Origin of the sequence: Blautia wexlerae DSM 19850, assembly GCF_025148125.1 — a bacterium.
Lineage (GTDB): Bacteria > Bacillota > Clostridia > Lachnospirales > Lachnospiraceae > Blautia_A > Blautia_A wexlerae.
In genome coordinates this window covers 846616-862986 of record NZ_CP102267.1, presented here as the reverse complement: position 1 = coordinate 862986, position 16371 = coordinate 846616, and the positions used below count along the sequence as shown (strand labels likewise).

Sequence of the window (16371 nt, the reverse complement as noted above, 5' to 3'; positions counted from 1 at the left end):
TCTTCTAATTTCCCTCTTCAGATGAAAAATGTATAATATGCCTAATAATATAAACACTCCTGTTATTAAAAAGACAACTAGTACTGCATCCGGTTAGTTTCTAAACTATAACCGGATACAACCTGGCCAATTTAATTCGTGCATCCTGCGTCTTAAACTGCCAGTTGATTTTTGCACATTCTGCATTACGCCTGATAGTCCATGTACGAACCTGTTGTTTAAAGCTTTCCAAATCTGGCAGTGGCTTCCCCAGGGCCTGGCGGCTCATGATGCCGATTTCTATCTCTGCCATGTCCAGCCAGCTACCATGTTTTGGCGTGTAATGCCATTCAAAGCGTTCTGCAAGCCTGCGTGCTTCTTCCGGTGGGAAAGCCTTATATAATGAAGCTGGAGAATGGGTATTTAGATTGTCGGTAACAAGAACTATTTTTTCCGTCCGTGGGTACAGGGTGTCGGAAGTATACCGGAGAATTTCTGCAAAATCCAATGCTGTGCGGGTCTGTGTTACAACCGTTTCCCTCCTGCCTGCCAGGGGTTCAGAAATCATGAAGACATCTGCAACACCGTTGCGGACATACACGGAATCTACTTTTTCAGGCTGGCCTGGTTCACAGGGAATACGTGTTTTCTTTATGAGCTGTTTGTTCGTTTCATCTATGCAAACGACAGGACGGAGAGGGTCATACGGGCGCTGATATACCTCCAGCACGTCCTCCATCTTCGCTACGAACTCGGCGTCTGCTTCCGGAATGCACCATTCCTTTACGAGCCACGGCTTGATTTCATTTTTTTCATAACCTCGCAGACGGTACTGTCCGTAATGTAATCGACCACTTCCAGGCGGATCAGTTCATCCGCGATTGCCTGCATAGTCCAGCGTGAGGCTCCTTCCGGCGGTTCCGAACAGGCTATGGCACATATCCGGGCCTCCACATCGCCCGTCACCTTGCGACGGCGGTTTTCTTGTACCTTCCGCCCAAGGGCTGCCTCCATCCCTCCCATGACAAACCGTTGCGCAATACCTGCAATGGTGGAACGGGCGGCTCCATACGCATCTTTGATGCGGTCATATGTCCATGCCTTGTTTTCAGGCTTTTGGTCCAACTTTAGCAGTATCTGTGCATGCTTTATGCGGTAGCCCTTTCCGCCTTTTTGTATTATTGCTTTCAGCTCCTGTATTTCATCGTTTGTCAGCGTGACAATGTAGCGTGGCATATCTGCGTCCTCCAATACCGTTTTTGATGGAGTATAGCAAATTTTTTCAGTACTGTAAAGTATTGTTACTAACCGGATACAGCACTAGAGCGTGTCTGAAAAATAAAAATTGCACAAAACGCATGTTTTATTTCCCTTTTTCATGATAAAATAAAGAAAAAGGGGTGTTCACTATGTTGAGACGATATGAGTTGACTGATGAAGAATGGCTTCGCATTGAACCTTTATTACCTCCTGAAAATACTGGAAAACAAGGACGTCCAAGGAAAGACAATCGTATCATTATGAATGGAATTGTATGGCTTGCACGTAGTGGGGCACCTTGGCGCGATCTTCCTGAACGTTATGGTTCATGGAAAACTGTCTATAGCCGATTCCGAAAATGGATCGATGATGGTATCCTTGATAATATTTTCCGTATTTTAAGTCTTGAAGCAGAATTGGAAGAATTATCCATTGATGCTTCTATTATCCAGGCGCACCAGCATAGTGCCGGTGCAAAAAAAGGGGGCCTTCAAATGAAATCGGGCATAGTCGTGGAGGAGCCAGCACCAAAATCCATGCGGTAGTAGATGCCTATGGATATCCAGTTTATTTAATGATCAGTGAGGGACAGCGTAATGATATCAATTATGCAATCCCTTTGCTCGATCAAATTGAAATAAACGGAAGCAATGTGTTAGCTGACCGAGGATATGACAGTAATAAATTGCTTGATTATGTGTACGCACGCGGTGGAGAGCCAACCATTCCATCCCGAAAGGGAGCTAAATTTGAACGTCATTGTGATTGGTGGTTATACAAAGAACGCCATTTAGTAGAAAAGTATTTTCTGAAATTAAAAGCATTCCGACGAATCGCTACACGTTATGACAAATTAGCTGCAACCTACTTGGGATTTATTTGTATCGCCTCAATATTAATTTGGTTAAAATAAACAATTTAAAATGTTTTTCAGACACGCTCTAGCAAACTTCATATCTCCTTATAATATTAGAATCTCATCACATGTATTCAAGATTGCATTATCATGTGAAACAATAATAATTATTTTATGATTTTTAATTTGATCGATCAACTGTAAAAATTGTTTTTTTCCACTCTCATCCATAGCTGAGGTAGGCTCATCAAAAATCATTACCTGACCGTCTTGCACTACTTGGCGAATAATTGCAATTTTTTGCTTTTCTCCACCGGAAATATTACTTGACTTTTCATTAATTTGCAAATCCCAATTATCTCTTTTCAAAATACTATCACCAAAGCAATCAACGGCTCTCTGTATACATTTTACATCAAGCTTTCGATATAAAGCAATATTATTATATATTGTATCTGCTATTAAAGTCGGCTCCTGTTCTGTTACACTGATTACATGTTCTCTTATATAATCCATATCTAAATTTCTCATTTCTGTATCGTTCCATATTATATTCCCTTGATATTCATCTACATACATACCCATTAAAATTTTAATAAGTGTACTTTTCCCACATCCGTTTTCTCCTTTCAATCCATAAACTTTCCCCTTTTTTAAGTTTGTAGAAAAACTTTTTATGGTTTCTTTCTGGTCATATGCAAAATTCAAATCCTGAATTCTAATTTGTTTGATTTCATTAAGTCTTATACACCCCTTAGACTGCTCCTTAATTTCTAAAATAGATTTTATACGTTCAAAGGATACATAAGCCTCTTGGTATTCTTGACCGTATGCCACTATTTCTTTTCCATATTCCAAAATCATATTAAAATATACTGAAATCATATAGAAATATCCTATTTGCATATCTCCAGTAAGTATCTTTTTTCCTCCAATCCAAAGTAAAATGCATACAGATATTGCCCCTACAATCCCTTCAAGATTTGCAAATGCCTGGATAGTCGCTTGTTGTTTAAATATAGATCGATATAATTTTTGATATGATGCTACTAACCTATTTGAAAAAAATGAATCCATACTATGTATTTTTATAAACTCTATTTTTTCTAATTGTTCCTGCAGTCTGGAGAAGAAATTGGATTTCTCCTCTTTCATTCCATAACTGCAATTATAAATACGCTTTTTGAAGCCAAGATATATAAAAAAATAAAGTGCTAATAAAAACATTGTAACTATAAAAGCAATCGAATCCATTTTCCAAATCATAAATAAGATTATACCCGCTGAAAAAACTGAAAATATCAATTCAGTCAAGGAGCTGATGAAAAAAATAAGTACATCATTCGCATCATTGTTTATCCTTTGAGATAAGTACGATAAATCAGTTCTGCCAATTACGAGTGGCGAAACTTTTTTTAAATGATTTACAATTTCGAAATTTAATGAAAATGCTGCATTAGTCTGTATCCTTATATAAAGTATTTTATTGACATAGCAGACAATTTCCTTACCAACATACAATAACAGTAATAAAAATATGAATTTTAACATTGCTGAATATGTTGTTTCCACATTAAACATATTAATAAATTGTCCCATAGCAGCCGGTATAAATGTATTTAACCCGCACAGTATAATACCCAACAAAAAATATATCCCATATTCTATTTTATATTGAAAAACATATTTACTGCAAAATTTTATCATTCCAATTCTCCCTGCTATTTCATTGAGCCATTTCTTTCATCAGCTCCAACATCTCTTCTGCATTCCATTTTACTGAAGAACAAATCTTATTTTTATAAGCAGCACACCCACCATAACATACTGGAAAAAATGAACAATCTTTACATTCTTGATCCTTTACGACATCATAGGAAAGCCATTCTACAAATTTATTTGTAAGTTTGATTCCTTTTTCCAAATTACCGATACTTCGTTCACTATATCCAATATCATTCCAACATTTATACAACGCTCCATCTGGACCTATCACAAATGAATTTAAGCTAATTGCTCCACATACACCATAATTGCTCGGCTTAACACCTTGGTACATAAAGCCTCTCTTAATCCCTTCTTTATAAAACGCAATCTCTTCTTTTGCGTACTGTGGTCGTTCCATACATATATGATTATTACATACTCCATTAATATCATCTACTGGTGCTAAATAATAACCAACTCTACCTTTTAAACCATATCTTTCTAGCCAATCAAATATTTCTGTTGCTTCGTTTATATTTGTCTTGTCAACATTAATTCTTATCGAAATATTCAAAATATCCGCACATTCTCTTATATTGTCCAATATATGTTCGAAGGTAGGCTGATGATTATGGAGAATCCTTCTACTATCATGGGCTTGTTTTGAACCATCTAAAGTAACTTGAATATAGTGGATGTCCATGTCTTTTAATTTTTCAGCTACTCTTCTAGTCAATTTATAACCATTTGTGACCATATCCGCATTATATTTGCAACCAAGTGGCAAAACAGACTTTATCTTTTTGGTTAATTTTTCAATAGTTTCAATTGCCAATAATGGCTCCCCTCCATACCAAGATACCGTTAATTCATGTATATGCTGATATTTTTCTTTGAGCTGCGATGTTAATTGATCCTGAACAGTCTCAGACATAGTAATATATTCTCTCCCTTTTTCATAGCAATAGGGACAACAAAAATTACATGCCATAGTTGGGGCAATAGTTAATGTAAGATTTGAATCCGCAAACCTTTCTATTTTATTTCTTATAAGCAATTCTGCAAATTCATCTTTATCATCTTCAACTAGCATACCACCCTCTAATAATGCTGACTCTAAATCAGGCTTTGAACATTTTTTCCCTTCTTTCATTTCATAATATGATTTTTCATAATCAGTATCTAATTCCAGTATTGCAGATGTGACCGTATTGTAAATCAAACAACTTTTATCTTCTTTTTTCTCTATATTGTATCTTGATAATTTCATTATTATATCCTCTTTTCTTAATCTCTTGTTTTCACAGTGTTCTTTGCAATAATGAAAATGTGCCCAGCATATTGCTGAGCACATTTCAGACTGTAGACAAAGTTGGTGTTGGGATCTATTCCCAGCACCATTTCTCATTATATAACCAATATTTCGACTCATTCTTAAAAATATAAGAAATACTGGACTTAATCTTGCCTCGGAGTTCCAGTATCTTTGCCAGTTTTTTCAAATTCATGCATGCAAAGGTAAGCCCGGCTTTCATTTCCATCCGTGCTTTTCCTATGTATTGTGTATAACGGAAACCATGCTGCTCTTTGGCTGTTCCAAAGATTCTTTCGATAGTTTCTTTTCGCAATTGATAAATTTGTTTGTTTCCTATCCCATATCTGATCTCTTCTGCTTTTTCCATATCTTCTTCCCATACATGACGCATAATCATTTTTGTATGGTCTTTGCTTTCTGTACATTGGGATATTTGTGGACAGTTTTCGCAGAATAGTCCACAACTTTTATATTCCCGATATCCTTCTCTGTTCGTAGTATGATAAGTCAGTATTTTATTTTCGGGACATATATAACAGTCATAATACTCATCGTAGGCATACTCATATTTCTTGAAAAATCCTTCTTTTGTCATTGGCCGTTTATACGGAAACAAAGGTTTAATTTCATCTTCCAATAGTAAGTGGGCAATCGCCGGTGTTTTATATCCAGCATCTGCAACGATCATTTCTGGCTGATATCCTTTTAATTTGTCATACAGCGATTTAAATGTTCGGCTGTCGTGTTCATTTCCCGGATGTACACTATATCCAAGAATCCATCCATGTTTATCACAGGCCGTTTCTATTGCATAAGCAAAAACATGTTTGTGTTCTCCTTTTCGAAACCATCCACTTTCTGGATCGGTGATGCTACATTTTTGTGTTTTTACATCTTCGGAAACGTCCTCTTTATCTTGTGGATGATCTGCATCTCCATTTCCAGACAAAGGAGGCTTCGGAGGTTTCTTATCTTTCAACGGTTTTTTATCATGTGCGATTCGGTCTTTTTTAATCTCTTTATTTAATTCTTTTTCATACCAAAGTGTCTGTTCACGTGCAATGCGTTTTCTCATTTTTTTACTATTCGCACATGCTTTCACATGCGTTGCATCCACAAATATCTGCTCCGTGTCAACAAGTTTATATTTCATACAGTCTTCAAGAATCTTCGAAAAAATCTGTTCAAAAAGATCCGTGTCCTTAAATCGGCGGGTATAGTTCTTTCCAAATGTAGAAAAATGCGGGACTGGATCCAGCATATCCAGTCCAAGAAACCAACGATAAGCAACATTAACTTCGATTTCTTTCATGGTCTGTCTCATACTTTTGATTCCATAGAGGTATTGAATCATAGGTATTTTTATCAGCATTACAGGATCCATACTTGGTCGCCCATTATCTAAACAATATTTATCTTCAACCAGATCATAGATAAAAGTCCAATCGATTGCCTTATCAATTAAACGGAGCATATGATTCTGAGGAACCATGTCATCCATACAAAACATAAGCATTTGTTCTCTTTTTTTATCTGCATTTTTAGTCATCATAAAAAACACCGCCTTCTGATATTTATTATATCAGAAAGACGGTTCTAAAAGTAGAAAAGCCCAGCAATTGCTGGACTTTGTCTACAGTCTGAAATGTGCCCAGCATATTGCTGAGCACATTTTCCTTTACTGACTACAAATATCTTTAGTAACGAATTACACATGTAGCCTTTTTAGATCCACAACCTTTATCATTGTAAACCCAGCAGATTCTTGTACTTTTGTCCTCTGATGCTTTGTTAATCCACTTCATTGCAATATCCTCCTGTAAAATATTTATTTATTTCAAAGTAGTAAGAGCTACTTGAAACACAAATTAAAGTTCTTGACGTTTCAATGCAAAATGCATTAAAACTATCCCCACCAGGCACGCACCCATACCATACATAATAGTTCCAACAACAATCCCATTTGTCATCCGATATCCACAAATATTATACATATAAGTGGTCGGGTTCATAACACAAAATGCTTTAAGAAGCACTGATTGATTTTGAAAATTCTCATATACCATAGGATAAGTAATCGCACCTGCAAAGAAATATACACATGATAAAGCTGCCACAATTCCTGTATTCTTTACTAAAACCGTAATCAAAACCGCCACAGCTTCCATTCCAATCATAGCTATCATATTTAAGGTAACCATTCCGATAAAAATCAAAAATTCCTCACCTTTATAATGAAAACCATACTTCCATGCTAATCCTAAGCCTAATGCAGTTTCCACAATATAATAGAGAATAAAAAAGTGAACATTTATCACCAGTAATTTACTTAAAAATAATTTGGTTCGATTTATCCCATATACGACAGAAGCTCTTATTGTTCCTTGATGAAATTCTGCAGATACCATTGTCGTAATATAGACAATTAATCCAATCCAAGAAAAAAAATTAATTGATAATGCAAATCTTGCGATTTCTGCAGCTTTTATATTATTCATGTCGTCTATGTAGCAAATCCAACCAATGCTATCTATATTTCTATAATCACCAAAAGTCATAAACAATGTATCATTTCCCACAACGAACGGTATAAAAAAAATAAATGCCATAAATACTAAAACCCACTTCGAGGCTCGCGAATATTTCATTTTATAGTACTCTGCTTTAAGCTGTCTCATTCGATTTCACCTCCGATAATAGATTTGTGTAATACTCTTCTAAGTCTTCTCCTTCATATCCTATTTTTTCTACACCAACTCCTCCATATACTAATTCTTTTGTTATATCAGAAATATTTTTATTATAACCAAATACCTTAATCACATTTCTTAAATAAACTTTTATTTGACTTTCTGGATACCTCTCATCTAAAATACAACTAGCCTTTTCCACATTGTCTACTTCGATATGAACATGACGACGACATTTCTCATCTAATTCTTTATCTGTAATCTGTTGTAACATTTTTCCATGATGTATAAATCCATATACAGTTGCAAGTTGATGTAACTCTGGCAAAATATGACTGGATATAAGTATCGTTGTACCATCTTCTTCATTCATATTCTTTAAGACTTCTCGCACATATTTAATTTTGGTTGGATCTAAGCCATTTATTGGTTCATCTAAAATTAGCAACTGTGGGCGACCAAGCAATGCAATTGCAATTCCTAATCGCTGTTTCATCCCTAAAGAAAAAGCCTTCACTCTTTTATTTCCAGCGTCCTTTAAATCCATTATTTCCAGAACTTCATCAATACTACTTTTTCCTGGAATTCCTCGTTGAGTACGCTGGATTTCCAAATTTTGGCGTGCTGTCATGTCCATATACAAAGCTGGATTTTCAATTAAACATCCTATCTTATTTCTTTCATCTTCAAGATTTTTTTTACCAAATAAACTTATCTCACCTGAAGTCGGCTTTGTTAGTCCTGTAATAACTTTCATCAGGCTACTTTTTCCTGCACCATTTTCTCCAACCAGTCCATATATCTCGCCCGCTTTTATCGTAAGATTTACCTGATTAAGTACCATATTTTTTCCGTATGCTTTACAAATATCTTTTGCTTCCAATATTTTTTCGGGTTCTTTCATTCTAATCACTTCCCTCGTTTCTTAAATCCTATAATGATAATGATAATGTCTAATTCTAACATTTCTCTTAAATCAGTTCTTAAATTTCCATAAAATTATAAATTTATCTTTATATTTTCCCACTCGCCTATGAAACCTTCAAATTATTTAAAACAGTAACTTGTATGAAATTACAAATCATGTTAGTATTTTTACCATACCTATTACCAAAGGAGTTTATTATGATTGATATATTATTAGTAGAAGATGATAAAGAAATTTGCTTTATTCTTACAGAATTATTAAAAAGAAACCATTACAATGTTTCAGCATATCACAATGGGATAGAAGCAATTGAAGCTCTTTCCTCTAAAAAATATGATTTAATGTTATTAGATTTGATGCTTCCCGATTTGCCTGGTGAAAAAATACTATTTCACCTAAAAAAACACAACAATTCTATTCCAGTTATTGTTATATCTGCCAAAAATCAGCCTGAGATTCGTATAAACCTTCTCCGATCCGGTGCAGATGATTATATAACTAAACCTTTTTATCATGAAGAAGTTCTCGCACGAATAGAAAGTGTTTTGCGCCGTTGCAGCGAAAGTCCCCAAACGGAATATTCCTTTAAAGATATTCGCATAAATGTGGATGATCACAAAGTACTTGTAAATAACACAGAGCTTACTCTGACTACTACCGAATATAACCTCTTACAGCTACTAATCAAACATCCAAAACAGACTTTTACAAAGGAATCTTTATATCAACTTATTTGGGGAAAAGATTATATTTCAGATGATAATACTCTCAATGTCCATATAAGCAAACTAAGAAAAAAACTAGAGCATATAGGAAACCAAGCCCCTTATATCGATACTGTATGGGGAATAGGTTATAAATTACACCGTTAGAATAAATTCACGCAAAAAATACCATTACAAAGATTAATCTGTAACGGTATTTTTTACCCTATTCACTTTTTTCATACTTTCAAACAACTAGGTATACCCTCAACAATTTTTTCAGGCACAAACACTTCATTAACTATCACATACGTCCAAGCACCATCTGAGTTATCCGTAGTTTTAGACACTACAATGGCTTAACTTCCACGCAGTATATATTAAATCTACGAATTACAAATGCAAAGACACAACTTCGAACCACTACATATTCCTTTCCAAGGTAACGGTGATTGTGGTCTATGAAAATCATTTGTATTTCAGCTGACCATAAAAAACACCGTTGCAGATTCACTCCCCCACAACGGCATCTTTCATTTTTTTTATTCGATTTTATCTTCTCCTGTTGCCTTTATAAATCTCATAACCTCATCAATGGTTTTCCCAGATGCTACCAAAGCCTTAAACAGCTCATCTTTCTGCTTCTCTTCTATCTCTTTTTGAATCTCTTTTGCTTTATGACGCAGTTCCTTTAAATCGGACTCTTTTGTACGAATCTCCTGTTCCACATACTCCAGTTGCTCTTCCAAAGATGTGTTTTCCAGTTTTTTTCGTCTTGCCATAATGCATCCTCCTAATAATTTTTCCTCATTCTACCACATTTTATCTACTCTGAAAAGGTAGTAGTGTTTTATGAAAATTTTATATCTATTTGGGATTATCCTCATAAAATACTACACTTCCAAGCATTTTGACACAAAAATTATTATTTCGAATCGCAAAATACTATATATGGTATTTTATCATTGACCTTCGCTATATCTTGTGTTACTATGATATTGTATTTAAGTTTTGTGTTATCCCTTTATAGGGTGTCTGGATACTATCTCCAGTACACATGCAGTTTAAGTTGGAAAATCGTGTCATTATAATGCCGTTTTATACGGTGCTATAATGGCACTTTTTTTATTTATCACTATTTTATCGCCCAAAGGGCAGAAAGGAGAATTTTTATGTCATCTATTATCATTGTAACAGGAAGGGTAACTGCCGATCCGGTTATGCAACAAGCAAAGAATTCCGGAACTGAATACATCAGTCTGGGGCTTGCTACCAACCAGAGAGGTCAAAGCGGAAAGGAAGAACCCATCTTCTATCAGTGTTACTGCAACAAGTTTCTTGCAGATCGACTGATAAAAGCCGGTGTCAAAAAATCAACGTGTCTCATGGTCTACGGAGATTTAGAACTCCATCCGTATATTCACCAGAAAGGCAATAATGCAGGTCAAGCAGCTATCACGCCGCAAATTATGGTAAAGGACTGGCAGTTCTTACCTGCGAATCGTAATGATACCAATGCAGCAACACCTGTACCGGGGAATCCAATGGTCGGAAATCCAAATGTTCCACCAGTACCAGCAAACGGTGCTACTTATAATGGAAACCCGGGAATGAATCCTTCCGGTACCGTGCCTACTGGCGCAATGCCAGTCAATAACAATATGATGCCACAGGCCGCCCAACAGATGTCTTATGCTCCTGCAGGGGGATCGGCTTATGCACCACAGGGATTTACGGCTGGCAATGTGTCAGGTGATGGATTTACCAATATTCCGGAAAATACACCACCACAGCAACTTCCATTCCCGTAAATTATCAAAGAACCCTAAAATGAAGGAATTGCGACTTTCCAGTATCTACTGGTCTGCTGCAATTCCTTTTTCTATTGAGACAAACATGGAGGAAATGAAGTGAATACACAAAAGAAATTTCTTAAAGTTCTAAGTATGCTCACAATAATTTTGTTAATTGCAACTATATTCATACCAGGAAATGGAAATCGTAATGCAGTCGCAAGTATCGGAATCCTTGGCATCCTGCTGCTATTTCTTTCCACACTTCTTCCCAAAATCCATAAACTGACTCTAAACCTACTCAAGAACCAGGGCAAAACAAGCCCTTGGTCTTCTTTGAAATCATCTGAGCCAGTTTCCGAAACAGAAGAATTGCTTTGGAGACAAATCAGCTATCAGATTACCGACAAACTACAGGCTGCATTTCCAAATGCAACATGGGAATTCCAGAAGTCGCCATCCATGAAGCAGCTCCTTTGCGGAAATCCCATACGTCTGAGAACCTTTCATACGGAGGACTACAACTTTGCGGAAGCACGTATGAACCAATACGGATATCTGGAACTTCAAATGCTGACCATTGCCAGCCTCAAAAAGACTGTCACAGTTACCGATGAGGACGATGTTCCTTTTGCTGATCCGGAATCCTGGTATTCCTTAATTGGCAAGAAAAAACTGGAGAACCTTATCGGACAGCTCCATGCGAAAGGACACCATAAACTCTATATTAATGAAAACGGGCAAATTTACATCCAAAATGGTGATACAGCGGAAATCAAGGATTGTTTTGATTATTTCCCGCCACGAAACTATTGGGATATTCTCATTTCCATCTTCCAAAAAGATGAATTGACCGCAAAAGAAAAGGACCAGGCACTAGAATTATCCTGGATAAAAGAATAAAGGAGGAAATACTATGCCAAATACAAACTTTGTCCCTAACTGGACTTTTGAAAGAACGCTACCATTTCCATTTGACAGCTATTCCGGGAAAAGTGCAGTGATGAAAGACATCGCTTCCAAATACTGTAATCAGCCTAAAAAACGGGCTACTCTCCATTCTGCTACTTTGCAGGCAGTTTTTTCTTATATGGATTTGGAAAATCCACCTGCTGGAAAAGCAGAGGAAGAACTCGGAGCCATTGGAAGCCAAGCAAACAATTTTACAATCGCAGAATATCCAAGCCGTACCGGGTTGCTGCATGTAGTGGTCTACAACCGTATGACTGGGAAATTTATAGCCGGAAAGTATGAAAAACCTTTGGATCTGGACAGTAAACCAGAGCCATATCAGTTTAAAAAAGATGAAGATTCCGGAAGTGCTCTTTATTTTGCTTTAATGCCTACGTTTCTTTCTGATGACGAATTCAATGAAAAATATCAGGAATTAAAGCAACACCGTGATGACGGTTTTCCTGACCTGCCCAAAGCTGCAGAAACGGCTGCGGTTCTTTGTGATAACGTGTACCGCAGGATCCGTTATGGTGATTCCCTTCCTATCGGGAACATCAAAGTTGACACTCCTGCAAATGGCGTGCTCCAAAGACTTACACCACTGAATATCCAAAAAGGTGTTTATGCACCAACGGAAATTATCCAGGGTACCTTTCAGGTATTAAAAGGTGGACATCACTATACTGCTTCCGCCGTTTCAATTCCCAAAGAAGATTTTGTCGATAAATACATCCTGTCCAATTCTCGGACATTAACTTCCCAAGAAGAATCAACCGTTCCTATTCTCGAAGATTGGTATGTAATCCCAAAAGAAATCCAAAGAATATGCGAACATGCCAAATTAACAACTGACAGCAAGCAGCCTATGCGGAATTTTATGCTCCGTGGGCCTGCTGGAACGGGAAAGACCGAAGGTGCCAAAGCCATTGCTGCAGGACTTCACCTGCCTTACCGATGCATCACCTGCTCGGCAAATACAGAAATTTTTGACCTTCTTGGACAGATTTTACCTGATGTAGATGAAAAACAGCTTTCTTTGGTAGGGGAACTGCCCTCTTTTCAAGACATTACCCTAGATCCGGCTACTGCCTATGAAAAATTAACGGGTACTTATGATGAAAAAGTATCAGAAAATACAGTTTATGAAGAATTGATCCATCATATATCTGAGGAAATGAAACAGAAACAAGCTGCTACCTCCAACAGCCAACAGTTCCGCTATGTGGATACACCACTGGTTGAAGCCATCCGAAACGGCTATCTGGTAGAAATACAGGAGCCTACGGTGATTGCCAATCCTGGTGTACTGGTAGGGCTTAATTCCCTGTTGGACCGTTGTAACAGTGTATTTCTGCCAAACGGGGAAGTCATCCATCGGCATCCGGATACTACCATTGTAGTCACAACTAATCATGACTATGCCGGCTGTCGTCCCATGAACCAGTCTGTCATTTCAAGGATGAATATGGTCATAGATATGGATGAACCGGATGAAGAGACCATGGTAGAGCGTGTTCTTGCTATTACCGGATGTTCCGATAAAAAATCAGTACGTACCATGACACAGATTGTACGTTCCATCGCACAGTATTGTCAGGATAACCTGATAACAGATGGCTGCTGTGGAGTCCGGGAATTAATTGCCTGGGTTCAGTCTTTTATGGTATGTGGCGATATACAGGAAGCTGCTCATTATACCATTTTATCTTCCGTCACTGCCGATTCTGAAAGCCGTATCGAAATTGAAGGTTCTTGCTTGGATACAGTTCTTGCATCATAACACACTATTGAAGAACACCTTTTATACCGAAGCCGAACTACGCAAAACTCTGGCAGAAAATCTCGTTTATTTAAGAAAATCCAAGCAGACGAAACTCTCTCAGAAAGCCGTAGCAAGACTTCTGCATCTACCGGAAAAAACAATTATGAACTATGAAAATGGGCATACGCTTCCATCTGCTTACGCCGTCTTTCGGTTAGCCCAGTATTACGGCTGTACAATGGAAGATCTCCTAACCCAAAATATGAAAAAGAAAGAAAGGTGAAAAAATTGAATAACACTCAAAAAGCTTTAAAAAGAATGATTCGGGATACGGAGTCAAAAATCACTGATGAAGAACTCTTTCTTTCATCGGCTTTCCAAAAATACCAAACATCTCTGGCGAAAACGGCTACTGGCCGTTCTCGCTATGGACTTCAGGTGCTTATGGAATGGGACAGTTCTGAAAATGCAGACATCGCTTATACAGATAATTATAGAATTCACTGTAACGCCGCAAACTCGATAACCCAAAGCTTTCCTTCCCGATTTCTGCGGTCACAAAGCCTGACTGGTCTAACTGGACATGAAATCGGACATCTGCGTTACTCTGATTTTGCATCACTACAGCTTTATCTGACCAATATGGAAAATGGTTCCTTCTATCCAGAAGCACCAGACAATCTGCCTTCTGGATACAAGGCAAATCTGCAGGACATCTTAGATGCCATGGAAGAAAAAGATAACGCAACGTGTCTGACGCTATCCCGCTGTGCTGCACAGTTTAATAATATACTGGAGGACATCTACATTGAAGCCCGGATGTGTGAAGAATATCCCGGAACTTTTAAGCAGGGAATACAGATCAATAATCTGCGGATGTCTGAATTGATTCCTTCTATACAGGAACAAATTGACTGTGGCTATCAGCCGTTTTCCATTATGAGCAATTTAATTTTGTCTTATTGCCGGACTGGTAATATAAATAACCGCACGAATTATTCTGGAGAATACACAGACACCCTTTCAGACTGCATGGATTATATTGACGATGCTTTAATTGCCACACAGGGGAAAGAACGCTTACGTGCTTCCAACTATCTTTTAGTACTTTGCTGGAACTATATTCAGCCTATGGTAGAGTTAACCAGAGAGTCTTTAAAAAAGCAGGATAGTACCCAAGTTGGCGATGCTCTGGAGGATCTGCTGCGGAAAGAATCAGGTAGCGGATCTCCTCTTCCAACTGGTAAAAACGGAGGAATCCCTAAAAACATTCCAGGTCCTACAGTAAAATCAAAAACTCCTATAACCTGTGACTTATCTGGTCTTGATCCAAATTACAGACAAGATGCAATCAACCAGGCAGAAAAAGTACTGCAGGAAGAAGGAGGAAGAATTGAACTTGCTAAAACTACAGCAGTATTAGATGGAAATAATCCAGGAATCACATACGCATCACAGTATGCCGGTTCCGGTTATGAAAATGCAGCGAATGATCTTGCACGCATCCTAAATGATGTTGCTACGGAAAAAGCCCAAAATGGTTATGAACAGGAATTAACAGAAGACTTGCAAAAATCGGCGGATGAAATACATTACGGAAATGCCCATGCAGGCATCCATGTAACAATCCACCGCATCAATCCCGTTTCCGACTTTTTTATCAAATCTTATCAAACAGTTGCTTCCCCTCTTTTGCGGACCTCCAAAAGGCTGCAAAGTTCCATTCTTCCTTTATTAAAAGAAGAGGCAGAAGGCGGGAAACAAAAAAACCTGTTATTTGGTAAAAGGCTGGATATGCGGGCTTTATACCGAAAGGACGGCGGTATCTTTACCAGAACCAGGCTTCCGGATGAAGAACAAAAACTTTCCGTGGGACTTTTGGTTGATGAAAGTGGTTCTATGGGCTGGGGAGATCGTATTACCCATGCCCGGAAAACTGCAATCGTGCTGTATGATTTCTGTATGAGCCTGGGAATTCCTATTACCATTTATGGGCATTCTACAGATTCTAAGGGTGTTGCTTTGTATTCCTATGCTGAATTTGATTCTCTGGATGCCTCTGACCGTTACCGGCTGATAGATATGTCTGCCCGTAATGGCAACCGGGATGGAGCTGCACTTCGTTATGTTGCGGAACACCTGGCAAAGCGTCCGGAATCACAAAAACTCCTCATCATAATCTCTGACGGACAGCCCGCAGATTGTGGGTACAGTGGTACGGAAGCAGAAGCAGATCTTCGTGGTATCAAGAATGAATATCGTAAACGTGGCATTGTGATCTTTGCTGCAGCAATTGGTGATGACAAAGAAAACATCCGCAGAATCTATCAGGATGGTTTTTTAGATATTACCAAATTAGAAGATTTGCCCAAAAATATGACACAGCTTGTAAAACAATATTTGAAATAGAAAGAAGGCAAACA

General features: G+C 37.7%; 14 protein-coding genes and 1 pseudogene. 7 read left to right on the top strand and 8 right to left on the bottom strand.

The window, feature by feature from the left end:
- Positions 1-100 precede the first annotated feature (100 nt).
- Both NQ550_RS04025 and NQ550_RS04020 read right to left on the bottom strand, forming a co-directional pair.
- Positions 101-751 (bottom strand): IS630 family transposase, encoded by a 651-nt coding sequence (locus tag NQ550_RS04025; protein ID WP_242833650.1) that lies wholly within the window; start codon positions 749-751, stop codon positions 101-103.
- Positions 752-762: 11 nt separating this feature from the next.
- Positions 763-1215, bottom strand: coding sequence for a helix-turn-helix domain-containing protein (locus NQ550_RS04020; RefSeq protein WP_025580283.1), 453 nt, complete (start codon positions 1213-1215; stop codon positions 763-765).
- Between the two features lie 173 nt (positions 1216-1388).
- On the opposite strand from NQ550_RS04020, the pseudogene NQ550_RS04015 reads away from it, so the two are divergent.
- Positions 1389-2152: pseudogene (locus NQ550_RS04015) on the top strand (IS5 family transposase).
- Positions 2153-2200: 48 nt separating this feature from the next.
- On the opposite strand, the gene NQ550_RS04010 reads toward NQ550_RS04015, so the two are convergent.
- The 5 genes from NQ550_RS04010 to NQ550_RS03990 all read right to left on the bottom strand — a co-directional run bounded on the left by NQ550_RS04010 (position 2201) and on the right by NQ550_RS03990 (position 8711).
- Positions 2201-3802, bottom strand: a complete 1602-nt coding sequence (locus NQ550_RS04010) for an ATP-binding cassette domain-containing protein (protein WP_025580533.1) — start codon at positions 3800-3802, stop codon at positions 2201-2203.
- Between the two features lie 19 nt (positions 3803-3821).
- Positions 3822-5072, bottom strand: a complete 1251-nt coding sequence (locus NQ550_RS04005) for a radical SAM/SPASM domain-containing protein (RefSeq protein ID WP_025580532.1) — start codon at positions 5070-5072, stop codon at positions 3822-3824.
- Between the two features lie 115 nt (positions 5073-5187).
- Positions 5188-6669, bottom strand: a complete 1482-nt coding sequence (locus tag NQ550_RS04000) for an IS1182 family transposase (protein ID WP_029677188.1) — start codon at positions 6667-6669, stop codon at positions 5188-5190.
- A 316-nt stretch (positions 6670-6985) separates the two neighbouring features.
- Positions 6986-7795, bottom strand: coding sequence for an ABC transporter permease (locus NQ550_RS03995; RefSeq protein WP_025580530.1), 810 nt, complete (start codon positions 7793-7795; stop codon positions 6986-6988).
- A complete protein-coding gene (locus NQ550_RS03990; protein WP_015526838.1) occupies positions 7782-8711 on the bottom strand; it encodes an ABC transporter ATP-binding protein in 930 nt (309 codons plus the stop codon). The genes NQ550_RS03995 and NQ550_RS03990 overlap by 14 nt, the downstream gene beginning before the upstream one ends.
- A gap of 221 nt (positions 8712-8932) precedes the next feature.
- Here NQ550_RS03990 and NQ550_RS03985 point away from each other — a divergent pair, with 221 nt between their 5' ends.
- On the top strand, positions 8933-9607 hold the full coding sequence (locus tag NQ550_RS03985; RefSeq protein ID WP_025580528.1) for a response regulator transcription factor: 675 nt from the start codon (positions 8933-8935) through the stop codon (positions 9605-9607).
- Positions 9608-9981: 374 nt separating this feature from the next.
- Here NQ550_RS03985 and NQ550_RS03980 read toward each other — a convergent pair whose 3' ends face one another.
- Positions 9982-10221, bottom strand: coding sequence for a hypothetical protein (locus NQ550_RS03980; protein WP_025580526.1), 240 nt, complete (start codon positions 10219-10221; stop codon positions 9982-9984).
- Between the two features lie 390 nt (positions 10222-10611).
- On the opposite strand from NQ550_RS03980, the gene NQ550_RS03975 reads away from it, so the two are divergent.
- The 5 genes from NQ550_RS03975 (at position 10612) to NQ550_RS03955 (ending at position 16357) form a co-directional block, all read left to right on the top strand.
- Positions 10612-11250 carry a single-stranded DNA-binding protein gene (locus NQ550_RS03975; RefSeq protein WP_015526835.1) on the top strand — a complete coding sequence of 213 codons (639 nt, stop codon included), beginning with the start codon at positions 10612-10614 and terminating at the stop codon, positions 11248-11250.
- Between the two features lie 99 nt (positions 11251-11349).
- Positions 11350-12135, top strand: coding sequence for a hypothetical protein (locus tag NQ550_RS03970; protein ID WP_025580525.1), 786 nt, complete (start codon positions 11350-11352; stop codon positions 12133-12135).
- Between the two features lie 13 nt (positions 12136-12148).
- On the top strand, positions 12149-13966 hold the full coding sequence (locus NQ550_RS03965; RefSeq protein WP_025580523.1) for an AAA family ATPase: 1818 nt from the start codon (positions 12149-12151) through the stop codon (positions 13964-13966).
- A complete protein-coding gene (locus tag NQ550_RS03960; RefSeq protein ID WP_227209930.1) occupies positions 13854-14231 on the top strand; it encodes a helix-turn-helix domain-containing protein in 378 nt (125 codons plus the stop codon). Before NQ550_RS03965 ends, NQ550_RS03960 begins: the two co-directional genes overlap by 113 nt.
- A 35-nt stretch (positions 14232-14266) precedes the next feature.
- Entirely contained in the window at positions 14267-16357 is a 2091-nt protein-coding gene (locus tag NQ550_RS03955; protein WP_259839294.1) for a vWA domain-containing protein, read from the top strand.
- Positions 16358-16371 lie beyond the last annotated feature (14 nt).

Excerpts from the sequence above, each read along its gene's own strand:
- NQ550_RS04020 (WP_025580283.1), bottom strand. The coding sequence starts at position 1,215 with ATGCCACGCTACATTGTCACGCTGACAAACGATGAAATACAGGAGCTG.
- NQ550_RS04010 (WP_025580533.1), bottom strand. The coding sequence starts at position 3,802 with ATGATAAAATTTTGCAGTAAATATGTTTTTCAATATAAAATAGAATAT.
- NQ550_RS04005 (WP_025580532.1), bottom strand. The coding sequence starts at position 5,072 with ATGAAATTATCAAGATACAATATAGAGAAAAAAGAAGATAAAAGTTGT.
- NQ550_RS04000 (WP_029677188.1), bottom strand. The coding sequence starts at position 6,669 with ATGATGACTAAAAATGCAGATAAAAAAAGAGAACAAATGCTTATGTTT.
- NQ550_RS03995 (WP_025580530.1), bottom strand. The coding sequence starts at position 7,795 with ATGAGACAGCTTAAAGCAGAGTACTATAAAATGAAATATTCGCGAGCC.
- NQ550_RS03990 (WP_015526838.1), bottom strand. The coding sequence starts at position 8,711 with ATGAAAGAACCCGAAAAAATATTGGAAGCAAAAGATATTTGTAAAGCA.
- NQ550_RS03985 (WP_025580528.1), top strand. The coding sequence starts at position 8,933 with ATGATTGATATATTATTAGTAGAAGATGATAAAGAAATTTGCTTTATT.
- NQ550_RS03980 (WP_025580526.1), bottom strand. The coding sequence starts at position 10,221 with ATGGCAAGACGAAAAAAACTGGAAAACACATCTTTGGAAGAGCAACTG.
- NQ550_RS03975 (WP_015526835.1), top strand. The coding sequence starts at position 10,612 with ATGTCATCTATTATCATTGTAACAGGAAGGGTAACTGCCGATCCGGTT.
- NQ550_RS03965 (WP_025580523.1), top strand. The coding sequence starts at position 12,149 with ATGCCAAATACAAACTTTGTCCCTAACTGGACTTTTGAAAGAACGCTA.
- NQ550_RS03955 (WP_259839294.1), top strand. The coding sequence starts at position 14,267 with ATGATTCGGGATACGGAGTCAAAAATCACTGATGAAGAACTCTTTCTT.